At 57.0% G+C, this 22,806-nt stretch carries 20 protein-coding genes; 11 read left to right on the plus strand and 9 right to left on the minus strand.

All coding sequences use genetic code 11. The features are described 5' to 3' along the window. Window positions 1-21: 21 nt before the first annotated feature. The 5 genes from RQI55_RS11375 to RQI55_RS11395 form a co-directional block, all read right to left on the minus strand. The gene (locus RQI55_RS11375; protein ID WP_042618873.1) at window positions 22-1,623 is read right to left on the minus strand and encodes an MFS transporter; all 1,602 of its coding nucleotides are present in this window, start codon (window positions 1,621-1,623) and stop codon (window positions 22-24) included. Then, window positions 1,623-2,063 carry a DoxX family protein gene (locus RQI55_RS11380; RefSeq protein ID WP_042618949.1) on the minus strand — a complete coding sequence of 147 codons (441 nt, stop codon included), beginning with the start codon at window positions 2,061-2,063 and terminating at the stop codon, window positions 1,623-1,625. Before RQI55_RS11380 ends, RQI55_RS11375 begins: the two co-directional genes overlap by 1 nt. Before the next feature lie 165 nt (window positions 2,064-2,228). After that, entirely contained in the window at window positions 2,229-4,211 is a 1,983-nt protein-coding gene (locus tag RQI55_RS11385; protein WP_042618874.1) for an amidohydrolase, read from the minus strand. Next, window positions 4,211-4,498 (minus strand): XapX domain-containing protein, encoded by a 288-nt coding sequence (locus RQI55_RS11390; protein ID WP_042618875.1) that lies wholly within the window; start codon window positions 4,496-4,498, stop codon window positions 4,211-4,213. The genes RQI55_RS11385 and RQI55_RS11390 overlap by 1 nt, the downstream gene beginning before the upstream one ends. A gap of 61 nt (window positions 4,499-4,559) precedes the next feature. Next, entirely contained in the window at window positions 4,560-5,252 is a 693-nt protein-coding gene (locus RQI55_RS11395) for a hydrolase (protein ID WP_042618876.1), read from the minus strand. A 406-nt stretch (window positions 5,253-5,658) separates the two neighbouring features. On the opposite strand from RQI55_RS11395, the gene RQI55_RS11400 reads away from it, so the two are divergent. After that, complete coding sequence (locus tag RQI55_RS11400; protein WP_082249934.1) at window positions 5,659-5,805, plus strand: DUF1127 domain-containing protein; 147 nt, start codon at window positions 5,659-5,661, stop codon at window positions 5,803-5,805. 124 nt (window positions 5,806-5,929) lie between these two features. On the opposite strand, the gene dinB is transcribed toward RQI55_RS11400, so the two are convergent. The 3 genes from dinB to RQI55_RS11415 all read right to left on the minus strand — a co-directional run bounded on the left by dinB (window position 5,930) and on the right by RQI55_RS11415 (window position 10,175). Continuing rightward, complete coding sequence (dinB, locus tag RQI55_RS11405) at window positions 5,930-7,003, minus strand: DNA polymerase IV (RefSeq protein WP_042618878.1); 1,074 nt, start codon at window positions 7,001-7,003, stop codon at window positions 5,930-5,932. A gap of 73 nt (window positions 7,004-7,076) precedes the next feature. Further along, the gene (locus RQI55_RS11410) at window positions 7,077-9,143 is read right to left on the minus strand and encodes an ATP-dependent helicase (RefSeq protein ID WP_042618879.1); all 2,067 of its coding nucleotides are present in this window, start codon (window positions 9,141-9,143) and stop codon (window positions 7,077-7,079) included. Between the two features lie 141 nt (window positions 9,144-9,284). Continuing rightward, window positions 9,285-10,175, minus strand: a complete 891-nt coding sequence (locus tag RQI55_RS11415) for a LysR family transcriptional regulator (RefSeq protein WP_042618880.1) — start codon at window positions 10,173-10,175, stop codon at window positions 9,285-9,287. 96 nt (window positions 10,176-10,271) lie between these two features. Between RQI55_RS11415 and RQI55_RS11420 the strand changes: the two genes are divergently transcribed. The 9 genes from RQI55_RS11420 to RQI55_RS11460 all read left to right on the plus strand — a co-directional run bounded on the left by RQI55_RS11420 (window position 10,272) and on the right by RQI55_RS11460 (window position 20,258). Beyond that, complete coding sequence (locus tag RQI55_RS11420; protein WP_042618881.1) at window positions 10,272-11,375, plus strand: aldo/keto reductase; 1,104 nt, start codon at window positions 10,272-10,274, stop codon at window positions 11,373-11,375. A 163-nt stretch (window positions 11,376-11,538) separates the two neighbouring features. Then, window positions 11,539-11,688 carry a DUF2256 domain-containing protein gene (locus RQI55_RS11425; RefSeq protein ID WP_082249930.1) on the plus strand — a complete coding sequence of 50 codons (150 nt, stop codon included), beginning with the start codon at window positions 11,539-11,541 and terminating at the stop codon, window positions 11,686-11,688. Window positions 11,689-12,218: 530 nt separating this feature from the next. Further along, on the plus strand, window positions 12,219-14,525 hold the full coding sequence (locus RQI55_RS11430) for a TonB-dependent receptor (protein ID WP_311272577.1): 2,307 nt from the start codon (window positions 12,219-12,221) through the stop codon (window positions 14,523-14,525). Window positions 14,526-14,677: 152 nt separating this feature from the next. Then, a complete protein-coding gene (locus RQI55_RS11435; RefSeq protein WP_311272578.1) occupies window positions 14,678-15,568 on the plus strand; it encodes an iron-siderophore ABC transporter substrate-binding protein in 891 nt (296 codons plus the stop codon). Then, window positions 15,565-16,593, plus strand: a complete 1,029-nt coding sequence (locus RQI55_RS11440; protein ID WP_042618884.1) for an iron ABC transporter permease — start codon at window positions 15,565-15,567, stop codon at window positions 16,591-16,593. The genes RQI55_RS11435 and RQI55_RS11440 overlap by 4 nt, the downstream gene beginning before the upstream one ends. Beyond that, complete coding sequence (locus RQI55_RS11445) at window positions 16,590-17,576, plus strand: iron ABC transporter permease (protein ID WP_042618885.1); 987 nt, start codon at window positions 16,590-16,592, stop codon at window positions 17,574-17,576. Before RQI55_RS11440 ends, RQI55_RS11445 begins: the two co-directional genes overlap by 4 nt. Next, window positions 17,563-18,357 carry an ABC transporter ATP-binding protein gene (locus RQI55_RS11450; protein ID WP_042618886.1) on the plus strand — a complete coding sequence of 265 codons (795 nt, stop codon included), beginning with the start codon at window positions 17,563-17,565 and terminating at the stop codon, window positions 18,355-18,357. Before RQI55_RS11445 ends, RQI55_RS11450 begins: the two co-directional genes overlap by 14 nt. A 280-nt stretch (window positions 18,358-18,637) precedes the next feature. Next, entirely contained in the window at window positions 18,638-19,180 is a 543-nt protein-coding gene (locus RQI55_RS11455; RefSeq protein ID WP_042618887.1) for an RNA polymerase sigma factor, read from the plus strand. 121 nt (window positions 19,181-19,301) lie between these two features. Next, the gene (locus RQI55_RS11460) at window positions 19,302-20,258 is read left to right on the plus strand and encodes a FecR family protein (RefSeq protein ID WP_042618888.1); all 957 of its coding nucleotides are present in this window, start codon (window positions 19,302-19,304) and stop codon (window positions 20,256-20,258) included. Between the two features lie 196 nt (window positions 20,259-20,454). Here RQI55_RS11460 and RQI55_RS11465 read toward each other — a convergent pair whose 3' ends face one another. Then, window positions 20,455-21,534 carry a LacI family DNA-binding transcriptional regulator gene (locus RQI55_RS11465; RefSeq protein WP_042618889.1) on the minus strand — a complete coding sequence of 360 codons (1,080 nt, stop codon included), beginning with the start codon at window positions 21,532-21,534 and terminating at the stop codon, window positions 20,455-20,457. 239 nt (window positions 21,535-21,773) lie between these two features. Here RQI55_RS11465 and RQI55_RS11470 point away from each other — a divergent pair, with 239 nt between their 5' ends. Further along, window positions 21,774-22,748, plus strand: coding sequence for a substrate-binding domain-containing protein (locus RQI55_RS11470; protein WP_042618890.1), 975 nt, complete (start codon window positions 21,774-21,776; stop codon window positions 22,746-22,748). Window positions 22,749-22,806: the final 58 nt, after the last annotated feature.

Here is a 22,806-nt window from a genome sequence, read left to right on the forward strand (position 1 = left end):
TCGATTATTGCAATAATTCTTTTACCTCACCTTGCCGGGTTTGTTGATTGTCAGGAGGTGCCGAACCACGGGCTTGTTTGGACCGGTATGGAAGGCGATGACCTTGCTCTGCATATCCGCATCCGCATTGGACACGCGCTTATGCTGGCGCAAATGTTCCGCCCAGGATTCCACCATGAACCACTCGGTGATTTTCTGCGGATCGGAGGAGTCCTCGGTAACACCCCAACCATAGGCGCCATCGCGGCGTCGTTCGGACGACATATCATTGAGCGCGTGCAGGAACTTGGCGCGGTTGTGCTTCTCGACATGGTAGTCGATCAGGATCAATACAGGGCCACGATCATGCGCGACGGGCTCTGCGACCAGCGGCTCAGGCCAATGGTTGGACGAGACCAGATCGGCATCGCCTGCTGGAAGCTTGACGCGGTGCATGATGAAGCCCGCGACCAGCAATCCTGCCGCTCCGATGAGCAGCGTTGCTGGTACGCCCACAGCTTCGCCCACCGCGCCCCAACCAAGGCTGCCCGCCGTCATCGCGCCATTGAACACCGTCAGATAAACTGCAAGCCCGCGTCCTCTGACCCAATTGGGTAGAACAGCCTGCGCCGCGCCATTCAATGTCGTTAGTGCGGTTATCCACGATGCTCCAAGAAACAGCAGGATGATGATGGCCAGCCATTGTGGTGGGGCAAAGGAGAGTGCGCCCATAACCAGGGCTGTGACGATGGCAGAGCCCAGCAAAAGAGCATCCGAATCGAAACGCTCTCTCAATTTCGGCATGACCAGCGCCCCACCGATGGCGCCCGCGCCGACCGAGCCGAGCAAAAGTCCATAGAAGCTGGCGTCACCGCCAAGAAGCTGGCGGGCGACGAGGGGCAGCAGCGCCCAGACGGCGCTGGCAAAGGCAAAGAAAATGGCCGCTCGCAACAGCACGACATGCAATGGCTTGCTGGCGCGGGTATATCTCAGCCCAGCACGAAACGCGCCGAGGAAATTTTCGGACAAGGCGTCGTCGGCATTTTTGGCGCGAGGCCACCAGATGAGTGCCGCTATGACGAGAATGTAGCTGGCAACATCAGCCCCGTAGGTGACAGCCGCTCCGAAGGCCGCGAGCAAAAGCCCGCCTGCCGCAGGGCCAATCGAGCGGGCGATGTTTATACCCAGCGAGTTCAGCGCGACCGCGCCTTTCACATCTTCGCGCGGCACCAGTTCCGGCACGATGGCCTGCCATGTCGGCCCCATCAGAGCAGCTCCTATGCCGCCTAGAAATGTCAGGCCAATCAAGGCGCTGACGGACAGCATGCCGAAATAGGACAGGGTCATCAGCGATATGCTGACGCTGGCCAGCAGAAGCTGAATGGCGATCAGAAACTTCCGACGGTCGAGAATGTCAGAGAGAACGCCCGCCGGGATCGCCAGAAGGAAGATCGGTAATGTACCTGCGGCTTGCACAAGGGCAACGGCTGCCGGTGCTGCGGAAAGATCGGTCATCAACCAGGAACTGGCGACATCGCGCATGAAGCTGCCGGTGTTGCCCAGAACCGTTGCCGCCCACAGGACCGCAAAGACTGGCTGGCGCAGCGGGGCAAAGCTTCCGCTTGTGGATGTGCGGGCGCTCATCACTTCGCTCCCTTGGTCAGATCAAAGGCTGCAACAAAGACGAATGCCCCGGCAAGGCCAAGATGTTCGAAGAAAGCGTTGGTCGCCATCATGCGGTCCATGCCGGGAGCCATTTCCCAGAACCGCAGAGCGATGAGCGTCGCCATCACAGTGAAGCCTGCCAAGGCGAGTGCACCCGCCCAGCGAAGAAACCCTGAAATCACCATGGCAGACGCCGTCAGCTCAAAAACAATGACGATGACCGCAAAGACGGCCGCTGGATGCAGGCCGAAATGGTCCATCTCTCCCATGGCACCATTGAAATCGACAATCTTGGTCAAAGGTCCCTGGATATAGGCTGCGCATAGCGCAAGCAGTCCAATGGTCCGGACCGCTGGGGTTGCAATAATGCCCGCCAGACCTGTTTTCAGTTTAGTGGTGGTCGATGAATGGTAGGTCATGGCTGCTCCTGCAGGTTTGCCCATGTTGATGAGCTGTTGCGATGGAGTGATCTTGAGCCGAAACGTTGCTGCCAGCAATTGCATCAATAGTTTCGATTTAATTGCATTTTTTACAATAGTGAGATGCGGACGGGCTATGAGGCCCGTCCCTCAGAGTAGGAACAATCACACCGCCCAGCACGAGCAACCCAGCGCCCCGAAGAAGCCCTTGAGGTCGGCGATCGGCAGCTTCGACGTCCATGCGCCCGCATGATCGTGACCGTGAACGCCGCAATCGCTGGCACAGCCGCAGTTGGAAATCGCGGTGCGGCGCAAGGAACGTGCACCTGCACCCTCAGGCTCGCCCCATGCAGCGTAACCGCCGAACTTTCGAACGGGAGACCAATCCGGCATGGCGGGCGGCACGTCGTTTTCATCCAGCGCCTTGAAGTCACCCGAACCATAGACGATCTTGCCACCGACCATGGTGAGATCCGAGGTCAGGAACGAGATTTCGTCTTCGGAGCAGGAGAAAAAGTCCTTGTCCGGCACAATGAGGTCCGCGAACTGGCCCTTTTCGATGCGACCCTTCTTGCCCTCCTCGTTGGAGAACCACGTGACCTTTTCCGTCCACATGCGCAGAGCGGTTTCACGGTCAAGGCAGTTGGCACGGGGATAAAGCTGCATGCCGCCAACGGTCTTGCCGGTCACCATCCATGATAGTGACACCCAAGGATTATAGGAGGCGACACGGGTTGCATCGGTACCGGCTGAAACATGGACGCCCTTCTCCAGCATCTTGGCGATGGGCGGAGTGGCTTCGGCTACACCGTGACCGTAGCGTTCCACGAAATATTCGCCCTGATAGGCCATGCGGTGCTGGGTGGCGATGCCACCACCAAGCGCCGCGATACGGTCTATGGAGCGATCCGAAATCGTCTCGGCATGGTCGAAGAACCAGTTGAGACCTTCGAGCGGAATGTCGTTGTTGACCTTTTCGAACACGTCGAGCGCACGGGTGATCGTCTCGTCATAGGTGGCGTGCAGACGCCATGGCCAGCGGTTCTCGGCCAGAACCCGCACCACTTCCTCCAGTTCACCTTCCATTTCCGGTGCCATTTCGGGCCTTGGTTGGCGGAAGTCCTCGAAATCGGCGGCGGAGAAGACGAGCATCTCGCCAGCGCCATTGTGCCGGAAGTAGTCATTGCCCTGCTTGTATTTGACCGACTGCGTCCATTTGAGAAAGTCTTCTTTCTCTTCCTTCGGCTTTTGCGTGAACAGATTGTAGGCGAGACGAACCGTCATCTGGTTTTCGTCAGAAAGTTTCTGGATGACTTCGTAATCGTCCGGGTAATTCTGAAAACCGCCGCCGGCATCAATCACGCCGGTAACGCCCAACCGGTTCAGTTCCCGCATGAAATGACGGGTCGAATTGACCTGATAATCCAGCGGCAGTTTCGGCCCCTTGGCAAGGGTGGAATAGAGAATGGCTGCATTCGGCTTGGCCAGCAGCAACCCGGTCGGATTGCCATTGAGATCGCGCGTAATCTTACCACCATGCGGCTCAGGTGTATCCTTGGTGTAGCCAACGGCACGAAGGGCCGCGCCATTCAGAAGTGCCCTGTCATAGAGGTGGAGCAGGAAGACGGGTGTATCGGGCGCGACAGCGTTGATTTCTTCGATTGTCGGCAGGCGTTTTTCTGCAAACTGGTGCTCGGTGAAGCCGCCAACGACACGCACCCACTGCGGAGCGGGGGTTATCGCCACCTGCCGTTTGAGCATATCCATGGCATCGGCGAGCGAGCGGACGCCGTCCCAGCGCAGTTCCATGTTGAAGTTCAACCCACCGCGCACAACGTGGGTATGATTGTCGATCAGGCCGGGCAGAACGCGCTTACCCCTGAGATTGATGATCTTCGTGTCCGGTCCGGCCAGCGCCATCACATCGGCCTCGCTGCCCACGTCAGTGAAAATGCCGTCCTTGATGGCGATGGCCCCTGCCTCGGGGTTGGCGCGGTCAAGCGTTGTGACGCGTCCGTTGTGCAGGATGATATCGGGATGCATCGTGTCTGCTCCGGTCTTGTTTGGATCTGCGGCTTTGGCCGTGGAGAAGAGATTGGACAGAGCGAGGCTTGACGCCCCGCCGAGGAACGTGCGGCGCGTCGCCATCAGGCTTGCCCATCCGTCGCGTCATCTCGGGATACGACCGCAACTGGGCCTTGCCCGCCCTTCGGCATATGGCCAAACATATGTGGCTTGATATGGGTGAGCCACGAAACGGCAGCGGGCTCCTTTGCCCATATGGTCTTTGCCAGCGGCACGATCTGTTCGCCGACGAGAATGCCAAGCAAGCCGACCAAAGCGATGACAGGTGGTGCCGGTGACCGCACATTGAGAAGCCCGTAAATCATCCCGACGAGAAGTCCGACGGCGAGCGAAAGGAGGTAGATTTTCATTGAAGCGATCCTTTTCCAAAATGATTGCCCCGCCCGGCAATTCAGGCGGGGCTGCTTCAGATCAGATGGCGGCCGGGTTAGGGCCGATGCGCTTGCCGTGACTGACGCGCTCGGAACCGCCGTGAACGTGCGTAACGGCATAATCAATGCCCATGCCGTAAGCGCCGGAATGCTCTTTGACCAAGGTGGTAACGGCGTCGTAGGTTTCCTTGCGCGCCCAATCGCGCTGCCATTCCAGAAGAACCTGCTGCCAGGTGACGGGAACCACACCAGCCTGAACCATACGGTCCATGGCATATTTGTGCGCATCCACGGACGTGCCGCCGGAGGCGTCGGCAACCATGTAGATTTCATAATCTGTGTCATGCATGCAAGACAGCGCGAAGGTCGTGTTGCAGACTTCGGTCCACAGGCCGGAAACAACGATCTTCTTGCGGCCTTCGGCTGCGTGTTTGCCAAGCGCATCGCGAACGTTCTGGTCGTCCCAGGAGTTCATTGATGTACGCTCGAGGATGTCATTGTTGGGAACGGCGGCCAGCAATTCAGGGAAGGTGTTGCCCGAGAAGCTGTCTGTTTCGACGGTGGTGATGGTGGTCGGAATGTTGAAAATGCTGGCAGCCTTGGCAAGACCGACGACATTATTCTTCAACACCTGACGGTCGATGGACTGAACGCCGAAGGCCATCTGCGGCTGTTGGTCGATGAAGATGATCTGGCTGTTCTGGGGTGTGAGAACCTGAAGCTTGTTGGACATGTCGTATTTCCTTTGATGGGTTGCGTAAGGGAATGGAGGAGGGGAGGCGGCAAGTCTTGAAGGTTATGCCGAACGATTGTCTGAAAGTGACATCATGTTGCTTGCCTTGCCTCTGTGCGTTCATCTCTTGGTTACAGTTGAGAACTTAAGCCAGCGGATGATGCTGAAGAATTGCAATAAAAATTGAGAGTGAATTGCTTTAAATGAAATAATAGAGGTGTGTTGATAGGCGCCTAGCTATATGACGCCGCAGTCTGCGGTCAGACCCATGCTTTGAACGCATAGCGGGCCTGAGACCTTGTGCCTTATCGGCCAACGGCGAGGCGCCTATATCAAGCCCATCGAAACGACGTTGGAACCGAAGCAAGGTTGCTGGCGTCAAGAGACCTCACGAAAGGGGATCATCATGAACGTAGCACGCACTTTCAACAACTGGCGCAAGTACCGTCAGACCGTTAGCGAACTTGGCCGTATGAGCTCGCGCGAACTCGAAGATCTGGGTATCAATCGCGCTGACATCCAGAGCGTTGCCCGCCAGTCGCTCGCACGTTAAGCAGGCGTTTGCCTGCACATCCCAACGGCCACCACGCCCGCCGATAACGCGGGCGTCTCTATGTCGGCAACAGCGGCATCACTCCTGCTGTGTTACATCTTTTTTTGAAGTGACGGCTACCGGGTCACAGCCCAAGCGCGAGCTGTTGTTTATGGCCGTTTTCTTGGGTGTTCAGTGATGACAGGGTTACCCCAAGTAGTCGCACAGGGCCTTTAAACGGAAAAACCGAAGAGAGCAGGGGCTCCGCTATGTCCAGGATCATGTCGATGCCTGAGACATCTACCCCTACGGTCTTGCTTCGTGTCGCCTGGGTGAAATCTGAATATTTGATTTTGACCGTCACTGTTTTTCCGGTGATGTCGTGTGCCTCGCAGTACCGCCAGACCTTTTCGGCCAAGGGTCTCAATTCGGCCTTGGCGACGTCGAGATGCTCGATGTCCTCGACAAACGTGTCTTCCGCGCCGACGGATTTACGGATGCGATTGGGCTTGACCTGCCGCTCATCGATGCCGCGCGCAATGCCATAAAAATATGGGCCTGATTTGCCAAAGTGCTGTTGCAGGAAGGCAAGCGGTTTGGTTTTCAGATCCAGACCCGTTTCGATCCCGTGTCGTTTCATACGCTCGGCTGTGGCGGGACCCACGCCATGGAATTTCTTGACGGGGAGGGCCTCGACAAAGGCCGGCCCGTTTTTCGGTGTTATCACCGCTTGGCCATTTGGCTTGTTCAGGTCACTCGCCATCTTCGCCAGAAACTTGTTGTATGAGATTCCCGCAGATGCGTTGAGGCCCGTGACATCCTTTATCTTTGCGCGGATTTCGAGCGCTATATCAGTTGCAATCTCCATGCCTTTCAGGTTCTCGGTAACATCGAGATACGCCTCATCAAGTGAAAGCGGTTCGATAACGGGTGTGTACTGGGCAAAGATCTCGCGGATTTGCTGGGAGACTTGACGATAGACCTCGAAACGAGGCGGCACGAATATCAGGTCCGGGCATTTCCGTTTGGCGGTGATCGACGGCATTGCCGAATAGACGCCGAAGGCTCTTGCCTCATAACTGGCGGCAGCCACAACCCCTCGGGCAGCCGATCCCCCAACCGCCAGCGGCTTGCCCCGGAGCTTAGGGTTGTCACGTTGCTCGACAGAAGCGTAGAACGCATCCATATCCACGTGAATGATTTTGCGAACCGGGTGCATGTCTGGTCCTTACCGATTGCCCTTGTGCTTGCTGGATCGGTCTGTATGCCCATCCTCTGCAATGCGACCGCTCCTATTTCCACATGCCGCGCATGCGTGCGCCGACATCTATGCGGATCTGCTGCGCACTGCGTTCAGATGCTGCGGCTGAGACTTTCGGCCAGGCAACCGCCTCGAAATATTGCAGCAGGGTCGCCGGGATGAACCGAGAACGCGAAGCGTAAACATGCCGATCACCCTGCGAGTTCTGGCCGTGCGTGAAAAACCGTTGCGGTGTGATCAGCGCCAGACTGTCTTTTGCGCGCGTCATGCCGACATAGAGAAGTCGCCGCTCCTCCTCGATTTCCTGCGTCGTACCTGTCCCGAGGTCTGACGGTATGCAGCCATCGACAACATTGAGCATGAAGACCGAGCGCCATTCCTGGCCCTTGGCCGAATGGATGGTCGACAGGATGAGATAGTCCTCATCAAGCAACGGCACGCCCGCCTGATCGCTCGTGGCATCTGGTGGATCAAGCGTCAGCTCTGTGAGGAACCGTTCGCGTGAGGGGTAGCCGCTGGCAATCTGTTCGAGTTGCAGCAGGTCGGCCTTGCGGGTGTCAGCATCTTCGTGGATGCGATCCAGATGTGGTTCGTACCATTGCCTGGCCTGCGCGATATCCGACGGCCAGCCATCATGGTTTTTCCGAAGGCCGCCCAGCAGTTGAACGAAGGAGGTCCAGTCCGCACCCGTTTTGGGCGGCGGTGGGATTTCGGCAAGCGCCAGTAGCGGCTCAGGGTCGGTGGCGATCGTGTCTAGAATGGTGCCGGCTTTCTTGGGGCCGATGCCTGGCAGCATTTGCAGGAGCCGAAACCCCGCAACCCGATCACGCGGGTTCTGGGCGAAACGCAGCACCGCCAGCATGTCCTTAACATGTGCACTGTCGAGAAACTTTAAGCCGCCAAATTTGACGAAGGGAATGTTTCTGCGCGTCAGTTCGACCTCGAGCGTGCCACTGTGGCTCGATGTGCGAAACAAGACGGCCTGCTGTTTCAACGTCATCCCGGTTTCGCGGTTTGCCAGCACCTGCTCGACAATGAAATTCGCCTGTTCGGTCTCATCCTTGACAGTCACGAGTTTGGGTCGCTCAAGCGATTCCCGTTCGGTCCAAAGGTTCTTGGTGAAACGCTCGCGCGCCAGTTCGATCACGCCATTGGCTGCTGCGAGAATAGGCTGGGTCGAACGGTAGTTCCGGTCCAATGTGATAACGTCTGCCGCCGGACTGAAAGATGCCGGGAAGTCTAGAATGTTGCGAACCGTCGCGGCCCGGAACGAATAGATCGATTGCGCATCATCACCGACAACGGTCAAACCACGTCCGCCGGGCTTGAGCGCCATAAGGACAGACGCTTGCAGCTTGTTCGTGTCCTGATATTCATCGACCATGACATGGTCGAAGCGATTGCCGATATCGTCGGCGAGATCGGGATCGCTGACCATTTGCGCCCAGTAAAGCAGGAGATCGTCATAATCGAGCACGTTCTGCGCCTGCTTGGCCTCCACATAAGCTCCGAACAATTCCTTCAACTGTTCTTCCCAGGTGGCCACCCATGGGTAGTGCAGCCGCAGGATTTCGCTCAGCGGCATCTGCGAGTTCACCACCCGTGAATAGATCGCGAGACAGGTGCCCTTGGTCGGAAAGCGGCTCTCCGTCTTGGAAAATCCAAGCTCGTGGCGCACGAGGTTGATGAGGTCCGCGCTGTCCTCACGATCATGAATGGTGAAGTCAAGGTTGAGACCGATCTGCTCGGCATACATCCGCAACAGTCTCGCACCGATCCCATGAAACGTACCGGACCACGCAAGCGCGTCTGTGAGGATACCAGCATTGGCACCCAGCACATTGCGGCAGATGCGCTCCACGCGGCGAGCCATTTCCGAGGCGGCTCTGCGCGAAAAGGTCATCAGCAGAATGCGGCGCGGGTCCGCACCATTGACGATGAGGTGAGCCACACGATGCGCCAGCGTATTGGTTTTGCCAGAGCCAGCGCCAGCGATGATCAGCAGCGGCCCCGCCGTGTTGCCCTCCGCCAACCCCACGCCATGCTCGACGGCTCGGCGCTGCTGCTCGTTCAATTTTTCCAGATACGCAACTGCCATAAGAGCTCACTTGATGCCGAGAGTGAAGTTGGATGGCCTCACGAACAAATGCGGAACATACATGGTCGCTGGACGATTTGGAAGGTTGTTTTTTATATCTCTAAACAATCATCCATCTCGTGCCAAAGGCGTGGCGGAATTTCATGCCACCTTAAGGGCAGCGATCAGAGCCCTCAAAGCTGGTGGCGATTGCCTGCGGCTGGGGTGATACAGGAAAAAGCCAGGATAGCTTGGACACCAGTCCTTCAGCACCTGAACAAGGGTTCCCGCTGCGATCTCGTCAGCCACATCATGCTCATTGATGTAACCGAGCCCGGCGCCGGCACGAACGGCAGCCGCCGGTAGATCGCCATCATTGGCCACCAGGGGGCCGCTGGTGCGGATATTGATCTCTTTGCCGTCTTTCTCGAATTCCCAAGGGAGTAATCCGCCTGATGTCGTCAGTCGGTAGCCGATACAGGCATGACGTTCGAGGTCATATGGGGTCAACGGTGCAGGGTAGCGCTCGAAATAGGACGGCGTTCCAACCACCACCGTCCTTAAATCCGGGCCCACCTTCACCGCGACCATATCCTTGGCGACGGCCTCTCCCAGCCGAATACCGGCATCGAAACCTGCGGCCACGATATCCGTCAGTCCATCATCGATATTCACCTCAACCCGCACATCCGGATTGGCCAGTAGAAACGCTGGCAGTTTCGGCAGAAGCACCATGCGGGATGCATAGGCGAAAGTGGTGATCCGGACCGTACCAGAAGGGTTGTCGCGCCACTCCGCCAACGCTTCTAGTCCGCTCTCAATATTGGCAAGTGCCGGATTGAGCGATTGCAGCAGCCGTTCACCCGGTTCAGTCGGTGCCACGCTGCGCGTGGTGCGCGAAAGAAGCCGGACGCCCAACCGCTCCTCCAGTCCGCGCATCGCATGGCTCAGCGCCGAGGGTGACATGCCGAGAATGGCGGCAGCACGGGTAAAGCTGCGTTCGCGGGCAACGGCAGCAAAGGCGAGGAGATCATTGAGTTCGTTTCGTTCCATTCATGCACTGTGCTCATAAGTTCATGCCGCTAACAATGGCTTATCTTCTCAGACACCGGTCGTTACACCTCTACACAACAATGATGGAGAACACCGATGGATCTCACCAGTTACCGCACGCTTGGCAAGTCCGGCCTTATCGTCAGCCCGCTGGCGCTTGGCACCATGACATTCGGGGCAGAGCGCTGGGGCGCTGGCGACAAAACCGCGCGCGCAATTTTCGATGCCTATGTCGAAGCCGGTGGCAATTTCATCGATACTGCGGATGTTTATTCCGCCGGCCGCAGCGAGGACATGCTCGGGACTTTTGTTTCCGACAGCGGCATGCGTGATCGGTTGGTGATCGCGACCAAATCCGGTTTTCCGCGCGGGCAGGGCACACCTTTGTGGGGTGGCAACGGTGCCAAGAATATTCGTATGGGGATGGAAGGCTCGCTAAAGCGGCTGAAAACCGATTACATCGACATGTACTGGATGCATGTGTGGGACCGCACGACTCCAGCAGAAGAGGTTTTGCAAACGCTGTCCGATGCGGTTCGCGCTGGCAAGATCCTGCATTATGGTTTTTCCAACACACCTGCCTGGTATGTGGCAAAGGTCGCGACACTTGCAGAAGCGCATGGTCTGCCAAAGCCGATCGGCTTGCAATATGCCTATTCGCTGATCGACCGTGGCGTGGAGCTGGATCTCATTCCGGCTGGTGCCGAATTTGGTTTGGGAATGGTGCCATGGAGCCCACTTGCGGCTGGTCTGCTGACAGGAAAATACGGTCTCGACAAGATCAGCGACGCCAACCGGGCAGCCGCCCTGCCAGACAAGGCCGGAACCGTGAGTGAAGGCCAAAGCGATGGGCGCCTCAATGGTGACAACCCGTTTGGTGGCATGCTGTTTACGGATCGCAACTTCGATATTGTTGATGTTCTGAAAGCGGTAGCAATGGAGGTTGGCCGTTCGCCTGCGGAAGTGGCGCTGGCCTGGGTAGCGAAACGCCCTGGCGTCTCCTCAGTGCTGATCGGCGCAAGCCGGGTAGAGCAACTCACCCAAAACATTGCCTCTCTCGACATTGTACTGGAGGATGAACATCTGCAACGACTGGAAGTGGCAAGCGCGCTGCCGATGCTCAATCCTTATTTCATCTTCCAGATGCCGACTGAAATGATATTCGGTGGGCAGCAGGTGCGTGGATGGAGTGTCAACTGAACGGCCGATTGAGGCAGACTTGTTTACATCCCCAAAGGCAGCCCTAATATCGTCACGGAAACCGCCGATGGCCGCCAAGCTGACCGCGCGCACGTTGTCGCCAAACTGCTCTCGCCATCCTAGGCGAAGGTTGTTTTAACGATAGAAGATTCTGGAATAACGGATGGCAAAACATCGCGAAAAATCAAACCTGCCTACAAAGATTTGCCCGGTTTGCGGCAGGCCGTTTTCATGGCGAAAGAAGTGGGAGAAGAACTGGGATAGCGTCAAGTTTTGTTCGCAACGATGTCGGGAGACGAAAGGAAGATCGTGAGGCGATTGTGATGACGGGGAGAAGGGGAGCACCTATCCGGCCGCCAATTTCACCGTTGTCAGCCTGTCTGATCGAGGTTCCGGATACAACAGTAGGCGCCATAGTCCGTTCCGAAGCTGTAACATTCATGGCTGGACTGCGCTGATTTCGTTGAAAAACGAGAGGCACTGTCCGCGCGTCCGCCGTTTGGGTCTTTTGGACGCCGTCAGTGGTGCGTTTGGCCCTGCACATGGGCGAAGGGTATAACCCCATGCCTCTCTCATGCGGCAATGATGCCACGAAAAGCCGCGCCATGCGGCGACATCTCGGCGTCGCAGACTAAAAACCTAATCATTTTTTTGCAGCCAGAGTCCCAAACCGGATGGATCAATCGTCTATCCCTCGAGCACAATGTGGAGTTGCTCCTAGCGGTAGGCCGCAAAGCCTTGAATACCGGAGAGTTTGGGGATTCTATGATAAATACTTATTCCGCTACAGGCGAGGCGCGAGCGAGCCTCAGAGCTGTCCTTTTTGCAGGATCAGCGCTTATAATGTTGACACCAACGCTGCCTGCAATGGCGCGAGAGGTTCAGGCAGCACAGCAGGCGATCTCAGTACCAGCAGGTCCGCTTACCCCGGCGCTTAACAGCCTTGCCGCCCAGACCGGCTTGCAGATTCTGTTCGACGCGTCGGTTGCCCAAAGCAAATCAACCCGCGGCTTGAATGGGATGCTGACACCCGAACAGGCATTGAAGGCCCTACTCGCCGGAACCGGCGTTGATGCGCGCTTTGCCGGAGAAAATCGGGTCACGTTGCAGAGTACGCCTTCTTCCCCAGGAAACCCGGAGCAGGTCGGGACCGTGCTCGAACCCATCGTGATCTACGGTGCCCGCAATGCGACCACCCTCGCCAGCACGACAAGTGGTGTCGCCGTTCTCAGTGCTCAAAGCTTGGAAAATAGCCAGATTCGCACCACCCAGGAAGCATATCGCCGCATGGCGAACGTGATGGATAGCGCAACCGTCAATTCTGGTTTCGTTATCCGTGGCATGAGTTCCGAAGGTCTTGTGGCTTCCGGTAACGCTGCCGGCTCCATCTATGTCGATGGCATCCTGCAAACACGCTACAACGCCCGTTTTGGCGCACGCAATCTCTGGGACGTCGAGCAGGTCGAGGTTTATCGCGGGCCGCAATCCACGCTTTCCGGCCGCGCAGCCATGACCGGTGCCGTCTACATCAAATCAAAGGACCCAACCTTCGAAAAGGAACTGGAGCTTTCCAGCACCGTGGGCACCGACCATCTTGTCGGTAGCGCCTTCATGTACAATACGCCTGTTGTCGACGATCAGGTCGCACTCAGAATTTCCGGCGCTTTCGAGCGTTCGCGCGCCCAACCGGATTACTCGAACTTAAGCACGTACAACTATTACGACGATCTCATCACTGACATGAGCGGCGTGCTGCGTGGCAAGCTGCTGCTGACCCCATCGGAAATGCCAGATACTCGCGCGGTACTGACCTACTCATATTCGAAAGATCGACCCAACGATGCGCTGGTGGGGCTTTATTCGGGGCGCGGCGATTTCAACAACAAACCCATCACATATACTGAACTCCGCTGGACGGAGACCCACAATCTCGGGCTGGAAGTCACGCATGACATTTCTGACACCCTGCGCTTCACTTCGCAAACGGGTTTCCAATATGGCATCAACAACAGACGTTCTGTCGATTACGGCACGGCTGGCATTACAGATGGCAGCACGGGCGAAGATGACAACTCGATCTTTACGCACGAGTTTCGCCTGAATTACGAAGGTGACCGCTGGAAATGGGTCTCCGGCGTTTACGGCAGCTACGAAAAATGGGACGGGGCAACCGACTTTTTTATCGCTCCCTATCAGCAGAGCGACACTCAGCACCGCCGCACATCCAACCTCGCCGTTTTTGGTGAAGCCACCTACGAGTTTGCACCGACGTGGTTTGCCACCGCTGGCGGACGTCTGGACTATGTAAAGGACAAGGATCACCAGAAAAACTACCTGGGAGTCATTGATCCGGCGGCGGTTCTGACCGGCGATCCCTCATCGCTCAACGAAATCAACTTCATACCGAAAGTGGGTATTTCGAATGAGTTCGCAGACAATCAGACTGTCGGTCTTACCTATACGCAGGGGTTCCGCTCGGGCGCATCCTATTACGATCGGGTGAAAGATACCCTCGGCAAATATGACCCCGAATACTCGCAGAACGTGGAACTGTCATACAAGGGTACGCTTCTCGACGGACGCATGACACTGAATGCCAATCTTTTCTATACCAAGTATGATGATCAGCAGGTGGAAATCCGTCCTGACCCCAATAATGCGGGCTACCGCGTCATTTCGAACGCCGCCAATTCACGCGCATGGGGCTTCGAAATCGAGCCCAGCATGGAGGTGACGGATCAATTCACTGCATTTGCTTCGCTCGGTTATCTCAACACAAAGTTCATAGAATTCAACCTTGCATCGCTGGCTGAATCGCAGAACGGAAAATCCTTCCCAGAGGCACCCGAATGGAGCCTGGGCTTTGGCGGACGCTACGAATTCGAAAGTGGGATATTCGTGGGGGCCGATGCGAAATATACCAGCGAGTACAATTCCCGTTTCGGCTCAAAAGGCATGTACGACATCGACTCGCGCTTCATCCTGAACACGCAGGTCGGTTTCAAAGTCGACAACTGGCAGGTCACTCTCCTGGCGGAAAATCTGACGGATGAAAAATACTTCACACAGATCGATCCAAACGCTTCGCTTCCCTACGGACAGGCTGGAAAGGGCCGCTCCTTCGGCCTCAATGTGCGAGCGAAGTTCTAGCGTATGGTCGCACATCTGCGCTGCGTGACACTATGCTCCGCAGCGCGCTTTAACCCCATCGGTTGCGGGGCTTATCTCCGCAATCGCTCTTCAATTTCCAGCAATGAAGTGGTTCTCCCTTGCGCTTCTCTCTCTGTCTCCTAGCATTTTTGTTGGCTGGCTCGCTGGCGCAGGCCGCCTGTCAGGGCGATATGCTGGTCGACGAGGTCTACAATCCGCCATTCTGCATTCCGCAAGCCCCCAAGAGAGTCGTCACGCTTGATCCATTGATCACGCTTGGAATGCTGATCGAATTGGAGGCGCCTGTTGTAGCCACGCCTTATATGGCGATCACCGATGAGGCTGTTCTCGATGTGGTGAAGGCCAAAAAGATGGTCGATCTCGGCAATCCGAAGGAGCCCAGCCTCGAGCGGGTTGCCGCTCTCAAACCAGATCTCATCATCGGGTCGGCGGAAGTTCATTCCGGCATTTATGAACAGGTTGCAAAAATTGCACCCACGGTGCTGTTCAAGCATATGGACTGGAAAATCTACCTGGAGCGCCTTTCTCAGGTGACCGGTCGAGAAGGCGTCGCGAAGACTTCGCTGGATGCCTACCATATCCGCGTCGCTGAGATCCGCGAACGAATGAAGGGCAAGAAGCTCACGGTATCATCCGTTCGGTTGGCGCCTGATCGATTTGTCGTTTTCGTCGATGGACCCAAAGCCTACGCCCCTTTCGCCGTGCTGCATGAGGCAGGTGTTAAGCGATCGCCTTACGAGACCGTGACCGACGACACCATCGTCAAGCGGCCGGACTGGGAGGAGCTTGGCAATCTCGACGGAGACGTGCTGCTCTACGTTTCCGCCAGCGGCTTCGAGAGCGGTCCAGACGACGCGTTGGAAAAGCAGGTAACTGAAAACCCGCTATGGCAATTGCTGCCTGCCGTCCAGGCTGGACGTACCCACCGGGTCAACAGGGGGCCGTGGCAGAGCTTCCACGGCATCGGTTCGGCAAATCGCATTCTCGACGACGTCGAGCGCTATATTCTGGTGGACCGATGACAGGTCGAAGAGGCGCTCGTCTTGCTGCTGCCGATGGCGCGCGGATGCTTGCGCTCTCAGCACTCCTCTGTCTCCTCGTATTTGCGGCAATGAACTCCGTCGCGACCGGTTCGGTACCCATAGCGTTTTCCCGAATTACATCCGCGATCTTTCAGTTCGATGGCTCACGCGACCACTTGCTGGTGATGACTATCCGGCTGCCTCGCGCCATCGCGGCACTCCTTGCCGGTAGCGCGCTCGCCGTCTCCGGCTCCATCATGCAGGCCGTTACGAACAACCCACTTGCCTCGCCCGACCTTCTCGGCATCAACGCCGGGGCAGCATTTGCAGTCGTCACGCTGATAAGCCTCTTTGGCGCCAGCGTCGGGGATATCTATGTCTGGTTCTCATTTCTCGGTGCCGCAACCGCGGCGATCACCGTATACGCCGTAAGCTCCCTGGGTGGGGTTAGGCACTCAACACTCGGGCTTGTGCTCGCGGGTGTCGTCGTCGCCACCTTTCTCACGTCGCTCACCACCGCCGTGCTGATTTTTGACGAGAGCACGCTCGATGCGGTACGGCTCTGGACCGCTGGCTCGGTGACGGGGCGAACCATGGCGCAGGCTCGAATGGTCGCACCTTCCATCCTCGCCGGCCTTGTCGCAGCACTCCTTCTTGGCCGTCATCTGACGACGCTTAGCCTTGGGGCGGATGCTTCGCGATCCCTCGGACAGAACCAGATCGTCTGGCGCGGTGTTTCGATTGCCATCGTCATCTTGCTTGCGGGCGGCGCTGTCGCGCTTACCGGACCGATTGGCTTTGTTGGCCTTGTTGTCCCGCATATCGTGCGGATGTGCATTGGTGTCGATTACCGTTGGATTATTCCTTTCGCAGCGGTTGGTGGTGCACTGCTCGTCCTCCTCGCAGATATGTTCGGGAGGCTCGTTTTCGGAAGCCAGAGTTTTCCGGTTGGCGTGACGATCGCGCTCATTGGTACACCGTTCTTCCTCTACCTCGCCGTCACGCGGTTGAGGAACGAGGCATGATCCGAACTTGCTGCGCTCTTACGCTTCTGCTCGCCTTTCTCGTTGCCGCGAGCCTCGCCTTTGGCGACGTGTCGCTGACATGGAAGGATCTTTTCCAGGCGCTAACGGGCACAGGCGACCCCGATCCGCAGAGTGCTATGATTGTCTTCGACCTTCGGCTGCCGCGGGTCCTTCTCGCGCTCCTCGTCGGAGTTGCGCTCGCGATGGCTGGCACGATAACGCTTGCCATCATGCGTAACCCGCTTGCGGAGCCAGGTGTTCTCGGCATCAACAGTGGTGCGGCGGCAGCGGCGATGGCAGTTATTGTTCTGGTCCAGGATCCGCCCGTTTTACTCTTGCAAGCGGCTGGCTTTTTGGGTGCAGCGGCCATGGCGCTGGCGGTTTACGCGCTCGCCTGGCGCAACGGGTCATCCTCGCTTCGCATCATCCTGATTGGCATCGGCCTTTCCGCGATCGCGACGGCCTTCACCACCTTTCTCTCAACTTTTGGCGACATTGGCGATGTGCAGCGGGCGATGATCTGGCTGGCAGGCAGTGTCTACGATGCCAGCATGATCAAGGTTCGCCTGCTCGCTCTCTGGCTCATTGTGCCCGTTACGCTTGCTTTCCTTGCCGCCCGAGAACTCGATCTTATTCGCTTTGGAGACGACTCCGCAAAGAGCCTCGGGCAGCCGGTTGATCTCGTGCGGGGCCTAATGATCGTCATTGTCATCTTGCTTTCGGGCGCTGCTGTTGCTGTCTCTGGCCTCATCGGCTTCGTTGGCCTGATCGCGCCCCACATTGCACGTCGGCTGGTAGGGGGCTCGCATGGCCGGATAATTCCTGTTGCCGCTCTCACCGGCGCCTGCCTTGTTGTCGCCGCAGACCTTGCAGGCCGCACCATCCTGCCACCAGCGCAGCTTCCGGCAGGCATCATCACCGGGCTCCTGGGAGCTCCATTTTTCGCCTATCTCCTTTGGGTACGCCGCCATGACCAAGGATAAGAAGCGCTATGGCAAGATCGAAGGCGTGGCCGTCAACATCGACTATGGGCAACGCCGCATCGTAAGGGATCTGGATCTCGTTATCCCAGAACGGTGCTTCACTGCGCTCATCGGCCCGAATGGCAGCGGAAAGTCCACGATCCTTCGCACCTTTGCGGCACTCATGAAGCCTTCTGGCGGCAGCATACGACTGGATGGCCGCGACTTGAGGGAGCTATCGACCCGAGACATCGCGCGAAAGGTAGGCGTCCTGTTACAGGGTCCCGTCGCGCCGGAGGGTCTAACGGTTGCCGATCTCGTGCGACAGGGCCGCTATCCGCATCAACAGTTCTTTAGCCGGTGGTCTGGTCATGACCAGCAAGCCTGTGACGAGGCTCTCACGCTGACAGGCATGAGCGACCTTTCCAACCGCGGGCTCGACAGCCTGTCTGGCGGTCAACGCCAGCGCGCCTGGATTGCTATGACGCTTGCGCAGCAGGGTGAGGCAATCCTGCTCGACGAACCCACCACCTATCTCGATCTTGAGCATCAGATAGAACTGATGAAGCTCATCACAATGCTCGTTGAACAGCACGGGAAGACCGTTGTCGCAGTTTTGCACGACATCAATCAGGCGGCACGCTTTGCGCAGCACATCGTCATGTTGAAAGGCGGAAGGATTACGGCGGCCGGAACGCCCGATGAGGTTATTTCCGCCGATACCATTTTTGATGTGTTCAATGTGAGAACAGTGGTTATCCGCGATCCGGTTGCAGGAACGCCGCTCTGCATCCCGCTGTGAGGCCGCGAACGCACGTCACAAAAATACCACAGCTCTCACCTTTCGAATAAGACGCTGGCGCGTCCCAATTTTTCCAGCGCAAACATGCAAACCAGAATCTGGCAAAGAAATCATACATAAAGGTGAGTTTTTTTGTCTTGATTTATGAAAAGCACGAATAATCGTTTGGAATTATTCTAACCTATTGCACTTGCGAGACTTTTCGAGATTGGCTAGCCATTTTTCACGATGGTTCAACGTCTCGCCTTGAACCTGATTTTGGTTTGGGAACCGTGTGCCAATGTCGAGCTCCTCCCCCGCGCCCCTTGTCTGGGATACTGTTGACAGCAGCGAGCTGCTGAACCGTGCTATGGAGGCGCACTATGCTGAGATTACCAGCGCGGTACGTCGGCGGGGTCATCCGAGCTCGACCGCTCGCGATGTGGTGCACGATCTTTACGTAAAGCTCGCCTCCAGGCCTGAGGTTCTCCAGAACAAGCGTTCCATCAAGGCTTTTCTTTGTCGCGCTGCCATCAATCTTGGCATCGACCACCAACGCCGGGAAACGAAGGAAGCGCGACTTTTCTCCGGCTCTGAGCGGGAAGCCCTTTTGGTGGCAAGCGGCGGGGCCGCTCCGGACCACGCTTTGGAAATAGAAGCCCGGATTGCGACACTGCGCGAGGCTATCGGGGAATTGCCGGAAAGGCGCCGTGTTGTTTTCATTCTGCACCGACTTCACCATATGACGCCGGACCAGATCAGCGAGAAGCTCAAAATTTCAAGGAACATGGTGGACCGGCACCTGCGCCGTGCTTTCGCCCATTGCCTTGACCGTATTCTCTAGAGCGCCAAGGAAACCTCCGTGCGGGCGTAAAATGCTCCATATACGGGCTTAAATTGATATAAGAGTCCCAAACCGACGACGCAGAACGTTTAGAGGTCAAAGGATGCGTCTGGAGATGCCTATGCCGATCAAAGGAGCGAATAAGGCTCAAAGAACGCGGAACCGCGAGGCGGCCGACTGGATCTTGCGCAATAGCAACCCAAACCAGTCACCGACGGATCGAGCGCGCTTCAAGGAATGGCTTGAACAAGATCCGGATAACTGTCGGACCTACACCGCGGCCGAACGTCTGATGGGTGAAGCAAGGCAGGCGATTCAATCCGATCCTGCCCTGACCAGCATCGACATCAGGCCCCGGAGCAAGGCAAAGCCAATTGCTATTACCCTGTTCATGATCGCGATTGCGACCGGCACCTTCTTTGCGCTGGATGGTCCGTTGCGTCTGAAGGCGGACATGATCGCCGGGACAGATGAGATGCCTTCTCGCACATTGGATGACGGCTCGGTGGTGCAGCTCAATGCATCATCCGCGATCGCCGTGGATTTCACCTCGGAGCGACGCGTCATCCACCTTCTCAAAGGGCAGGCATTCTTCCAGGTCGCTCATGCGAAGGAGCGACCCTTCACAGTCATGGCAGGTGAAACAAGCGTGACTGCTTTGGGCACAGCATTCGACGTTCGGTACGGGGATGATGATACGGAGGTGACCGTTACCGAAAACGCGGTCCAGCTTGAATTCGACGGCGGCCACACCAAATCTGTCCGCGTCCAGCAGGGCGAGCAGGCGATTTATGACAATGAGAAAAAGGAGACTGCCGTCTTAGCGGTTGATGATAGGGTCGCGCTTGCCTGGAAGCGCGGCCAGATTGCGCTGGACAATGCGCCGCTTTCCCACGTGGTCGAAGAGATGAACCGGCATTTCCATGGCCGGATCGTAATTGCTGGTTCGACACTGGCCGATCGCCGTGTCAGCGGCACGATGAAGGTTAGCGAGACCCAAGGAGCACTCGCATACCTGACTAAGGCTATCGGCGTGAAAGCGACACAGCTCGGGCCGCTGATCGTCATCCACCAATAACGGCGCTAGCACTTAGAGTCTGCGGTCAGAATTTGCCCTATGCAGGGTGGGACATCGGATTGTCATCATGGGTCTGGTGACGGCTCGACGGATAGCGGACAAGGTCAGGCGACCCCTTGCGTCCTGCAGGCATCGCCTTCACATCCCGTCAACGGCTGGTTCCGGTAAAAGCGTTGAAAGCGCTGCTGATGTCTCGTTATCGAGCGCCGCCAACCACCGGCGCGGGATCTTTAATGTCGTCCAAGGGGCCTTCCAGGGCTGTGCGTGGAGGCACTAGTTGCGGGTCGATGATCGTGACTGTCGGGTGTGCCGGGGCTTCTTTCAGCAGGTCAAATCCTCGCTCGAGCATTTTGGATATGTCGGGTTTAATCATGTAGACCGGGAAGGGCAGAAACGAGGCGAAGGGATCGTAGTCAAAACAGCCGACGACGATGTCGCCAAATGTCTTTCCGTCATGGCGTCCCATGAAGCGAAGCAAGCCTTCGAAATTGATAGAGGAGTTGACGAAAAAGCAGCGTGGCAAACGGCCTTTGCGATCGAAGAAACGTTCGAAGGCCAGTTCCGTCATGCGTGGCGAATAACCTGTGATCTCGATATCGCCACTGCTGTCCATTCCGAAATATCTGTTTTTCGCCGCATGGAAGCCGGCGATGCGGTCTCGGCTGGCATGGTCGTCATGGCCGCCGAAAAGAATGACATCTTCCGGGCTCAAAGCATCGTTGCGTGCAGCATGGGCGAGGATTGCAGATGTCAGAACTTCTGCGCCATGCCTGTTGTCTGAAATGACCGACGACGCCAGTTTGCCGGGCAAGTCAATGTTGACATGCGGTAACGCGGCGCGGGCACAGACGTGATGGACCCCATCAGGGTCGGTCGCACCAGCGATGAACAAGGCGTCGATGGAGTAGGAGATCAGCGTCTCCACGGTCCGACGTTCCTCTTCGGGATCGCGCCGACCGGATACAACCATGGGGGAGAGCCCACGCAGACGCGCCTGAGCCTCGAAAGTTTGCGCCATGGAGGAAAAGAACCTGTTGTCATAAATCGGTAGCAGCAAACCGACGAGGCCTGATTTAGAGCTTCTCAGACCCCGCGCCTGAAGGTTGGTGGTGTAGCGGTGCGCCTTGGCCAACGAAAGTATCTTGTCGGCGGTTTCTTCCGAAATTCGCCGTTTGCGCCACGAGCCGTTCAAGACAGCGCTCACAGTTGACGCCGATGCGCCTGATAGAACCGACAGGTCGTAGATGGTGGCTTTCTTGGAAATCGGCTGCGTCAATTTTATTCCCCCTACTGATTCCCACTATAGATGCAGTTGTCCTCTTGACGAAAGAGCGTGTCATGTTATGTTTATTGCACCATCGATTGTGCATTTGTGCAATATCGATTGTGCTACGGTGGTTGCTATGGGAGTGGCAGGGGAGCATCTCGAATAAGCGAGATGAAAGATTTTGCGCGCGGGGTATAGAGAACCGCTGCGACAGAACCGATTGCCGAGTGTTTGGAGGAGGTACATCCATGAATAAAATAATTGCAGCCCTTGGTCTGTCGCTTGTGTTGCTTTCATCTACGGCATTTGCCGAGGGGCCGAAGGTGGGCGTCGTTGTTAAGATTGGTGGTATTCCCTGGTTCAATGCCATGGAAGCGGGCATCAAGGAGCAGAGCGCCAAGCTCGGCGTCAATGGCTTCATGGTCGGTCCGACGAGCGCAGACCCTGCGTTACAGGTGCGCGCCATCGAAGATCTAATCGCGCAGAAAGTCGATTTCATCGGTGTCGTGCCGAACGACGCGAAAGTGCTGGAGCCAGTTTTGAAGAAGGCGCAAGCCGCTGGCATCAAGGTCATTACCCATGAATCGCCCAAGCAACTCGGCGCAGACTGGGATTTCGAGCTGGCATCCGCAAAGGGTTTTGGTGAGGCCCACGGCAAGCTTTTGGGTGAGAAGATGGGCGGCAAGGGCTCGTATGCTGTATTTGTCGGCTCTCTGACCGTGCCACTTCACAACGCCTGGGCCGATGCAGCCATCGCCTACATCAAGGCAAATTATCCGGATATGAAACTCGTCGGCGACCGCTACGGCGTTGCAGAAGATCTCGACAAGAGCCGCTCCACGGCTCTGGATCTGATGTCGGCAAACCCTGATCTGCATGGCTTTCTTGCCTTTGGTTCGCAAGGACCGATTGGCGCTGGACGCGCAGTCGAGGAACGCCGCAAGGACGGCAAGGTCTTCGTCATTGGGCCTTTCTCTCCGGGACAGGGCGCCAAGCTGATCAAATCCGGCGCGCTGACAGGCGGGTTCATGTGGAACCCGAAGCTGGCAGGCGAGGTCTTCATCACGCTTGCAGACCACATCGCCAAGGGTCAGGTTCCGAAAGCCGGTGATACGATCGAAGGTCTCGGCACCATCACACCCGAAGGAAACACAATTGTCGTCGACCAACTCCTGAAGATCGACAAGGACAGCATCGACAAGCTCGTCTCCATGGGCCTCTAATCCTCCCCAAGGCCGCGGCGTCGCGTGTTCGCCAATGTCACGCGACGCCATTCACACT

This window comes from Rhizobium sp. WCS2018Hpa-16 (genome assembly GCF_031843705.1).
Taxonomy (GTDB): domain Bacteria; phylum Pseudomonadota; class Alphaproteobacteria; order Rhizobiales; family Rhizobiaceae; genus Agrobacterium; species Agrobacterium tumefaciens_C.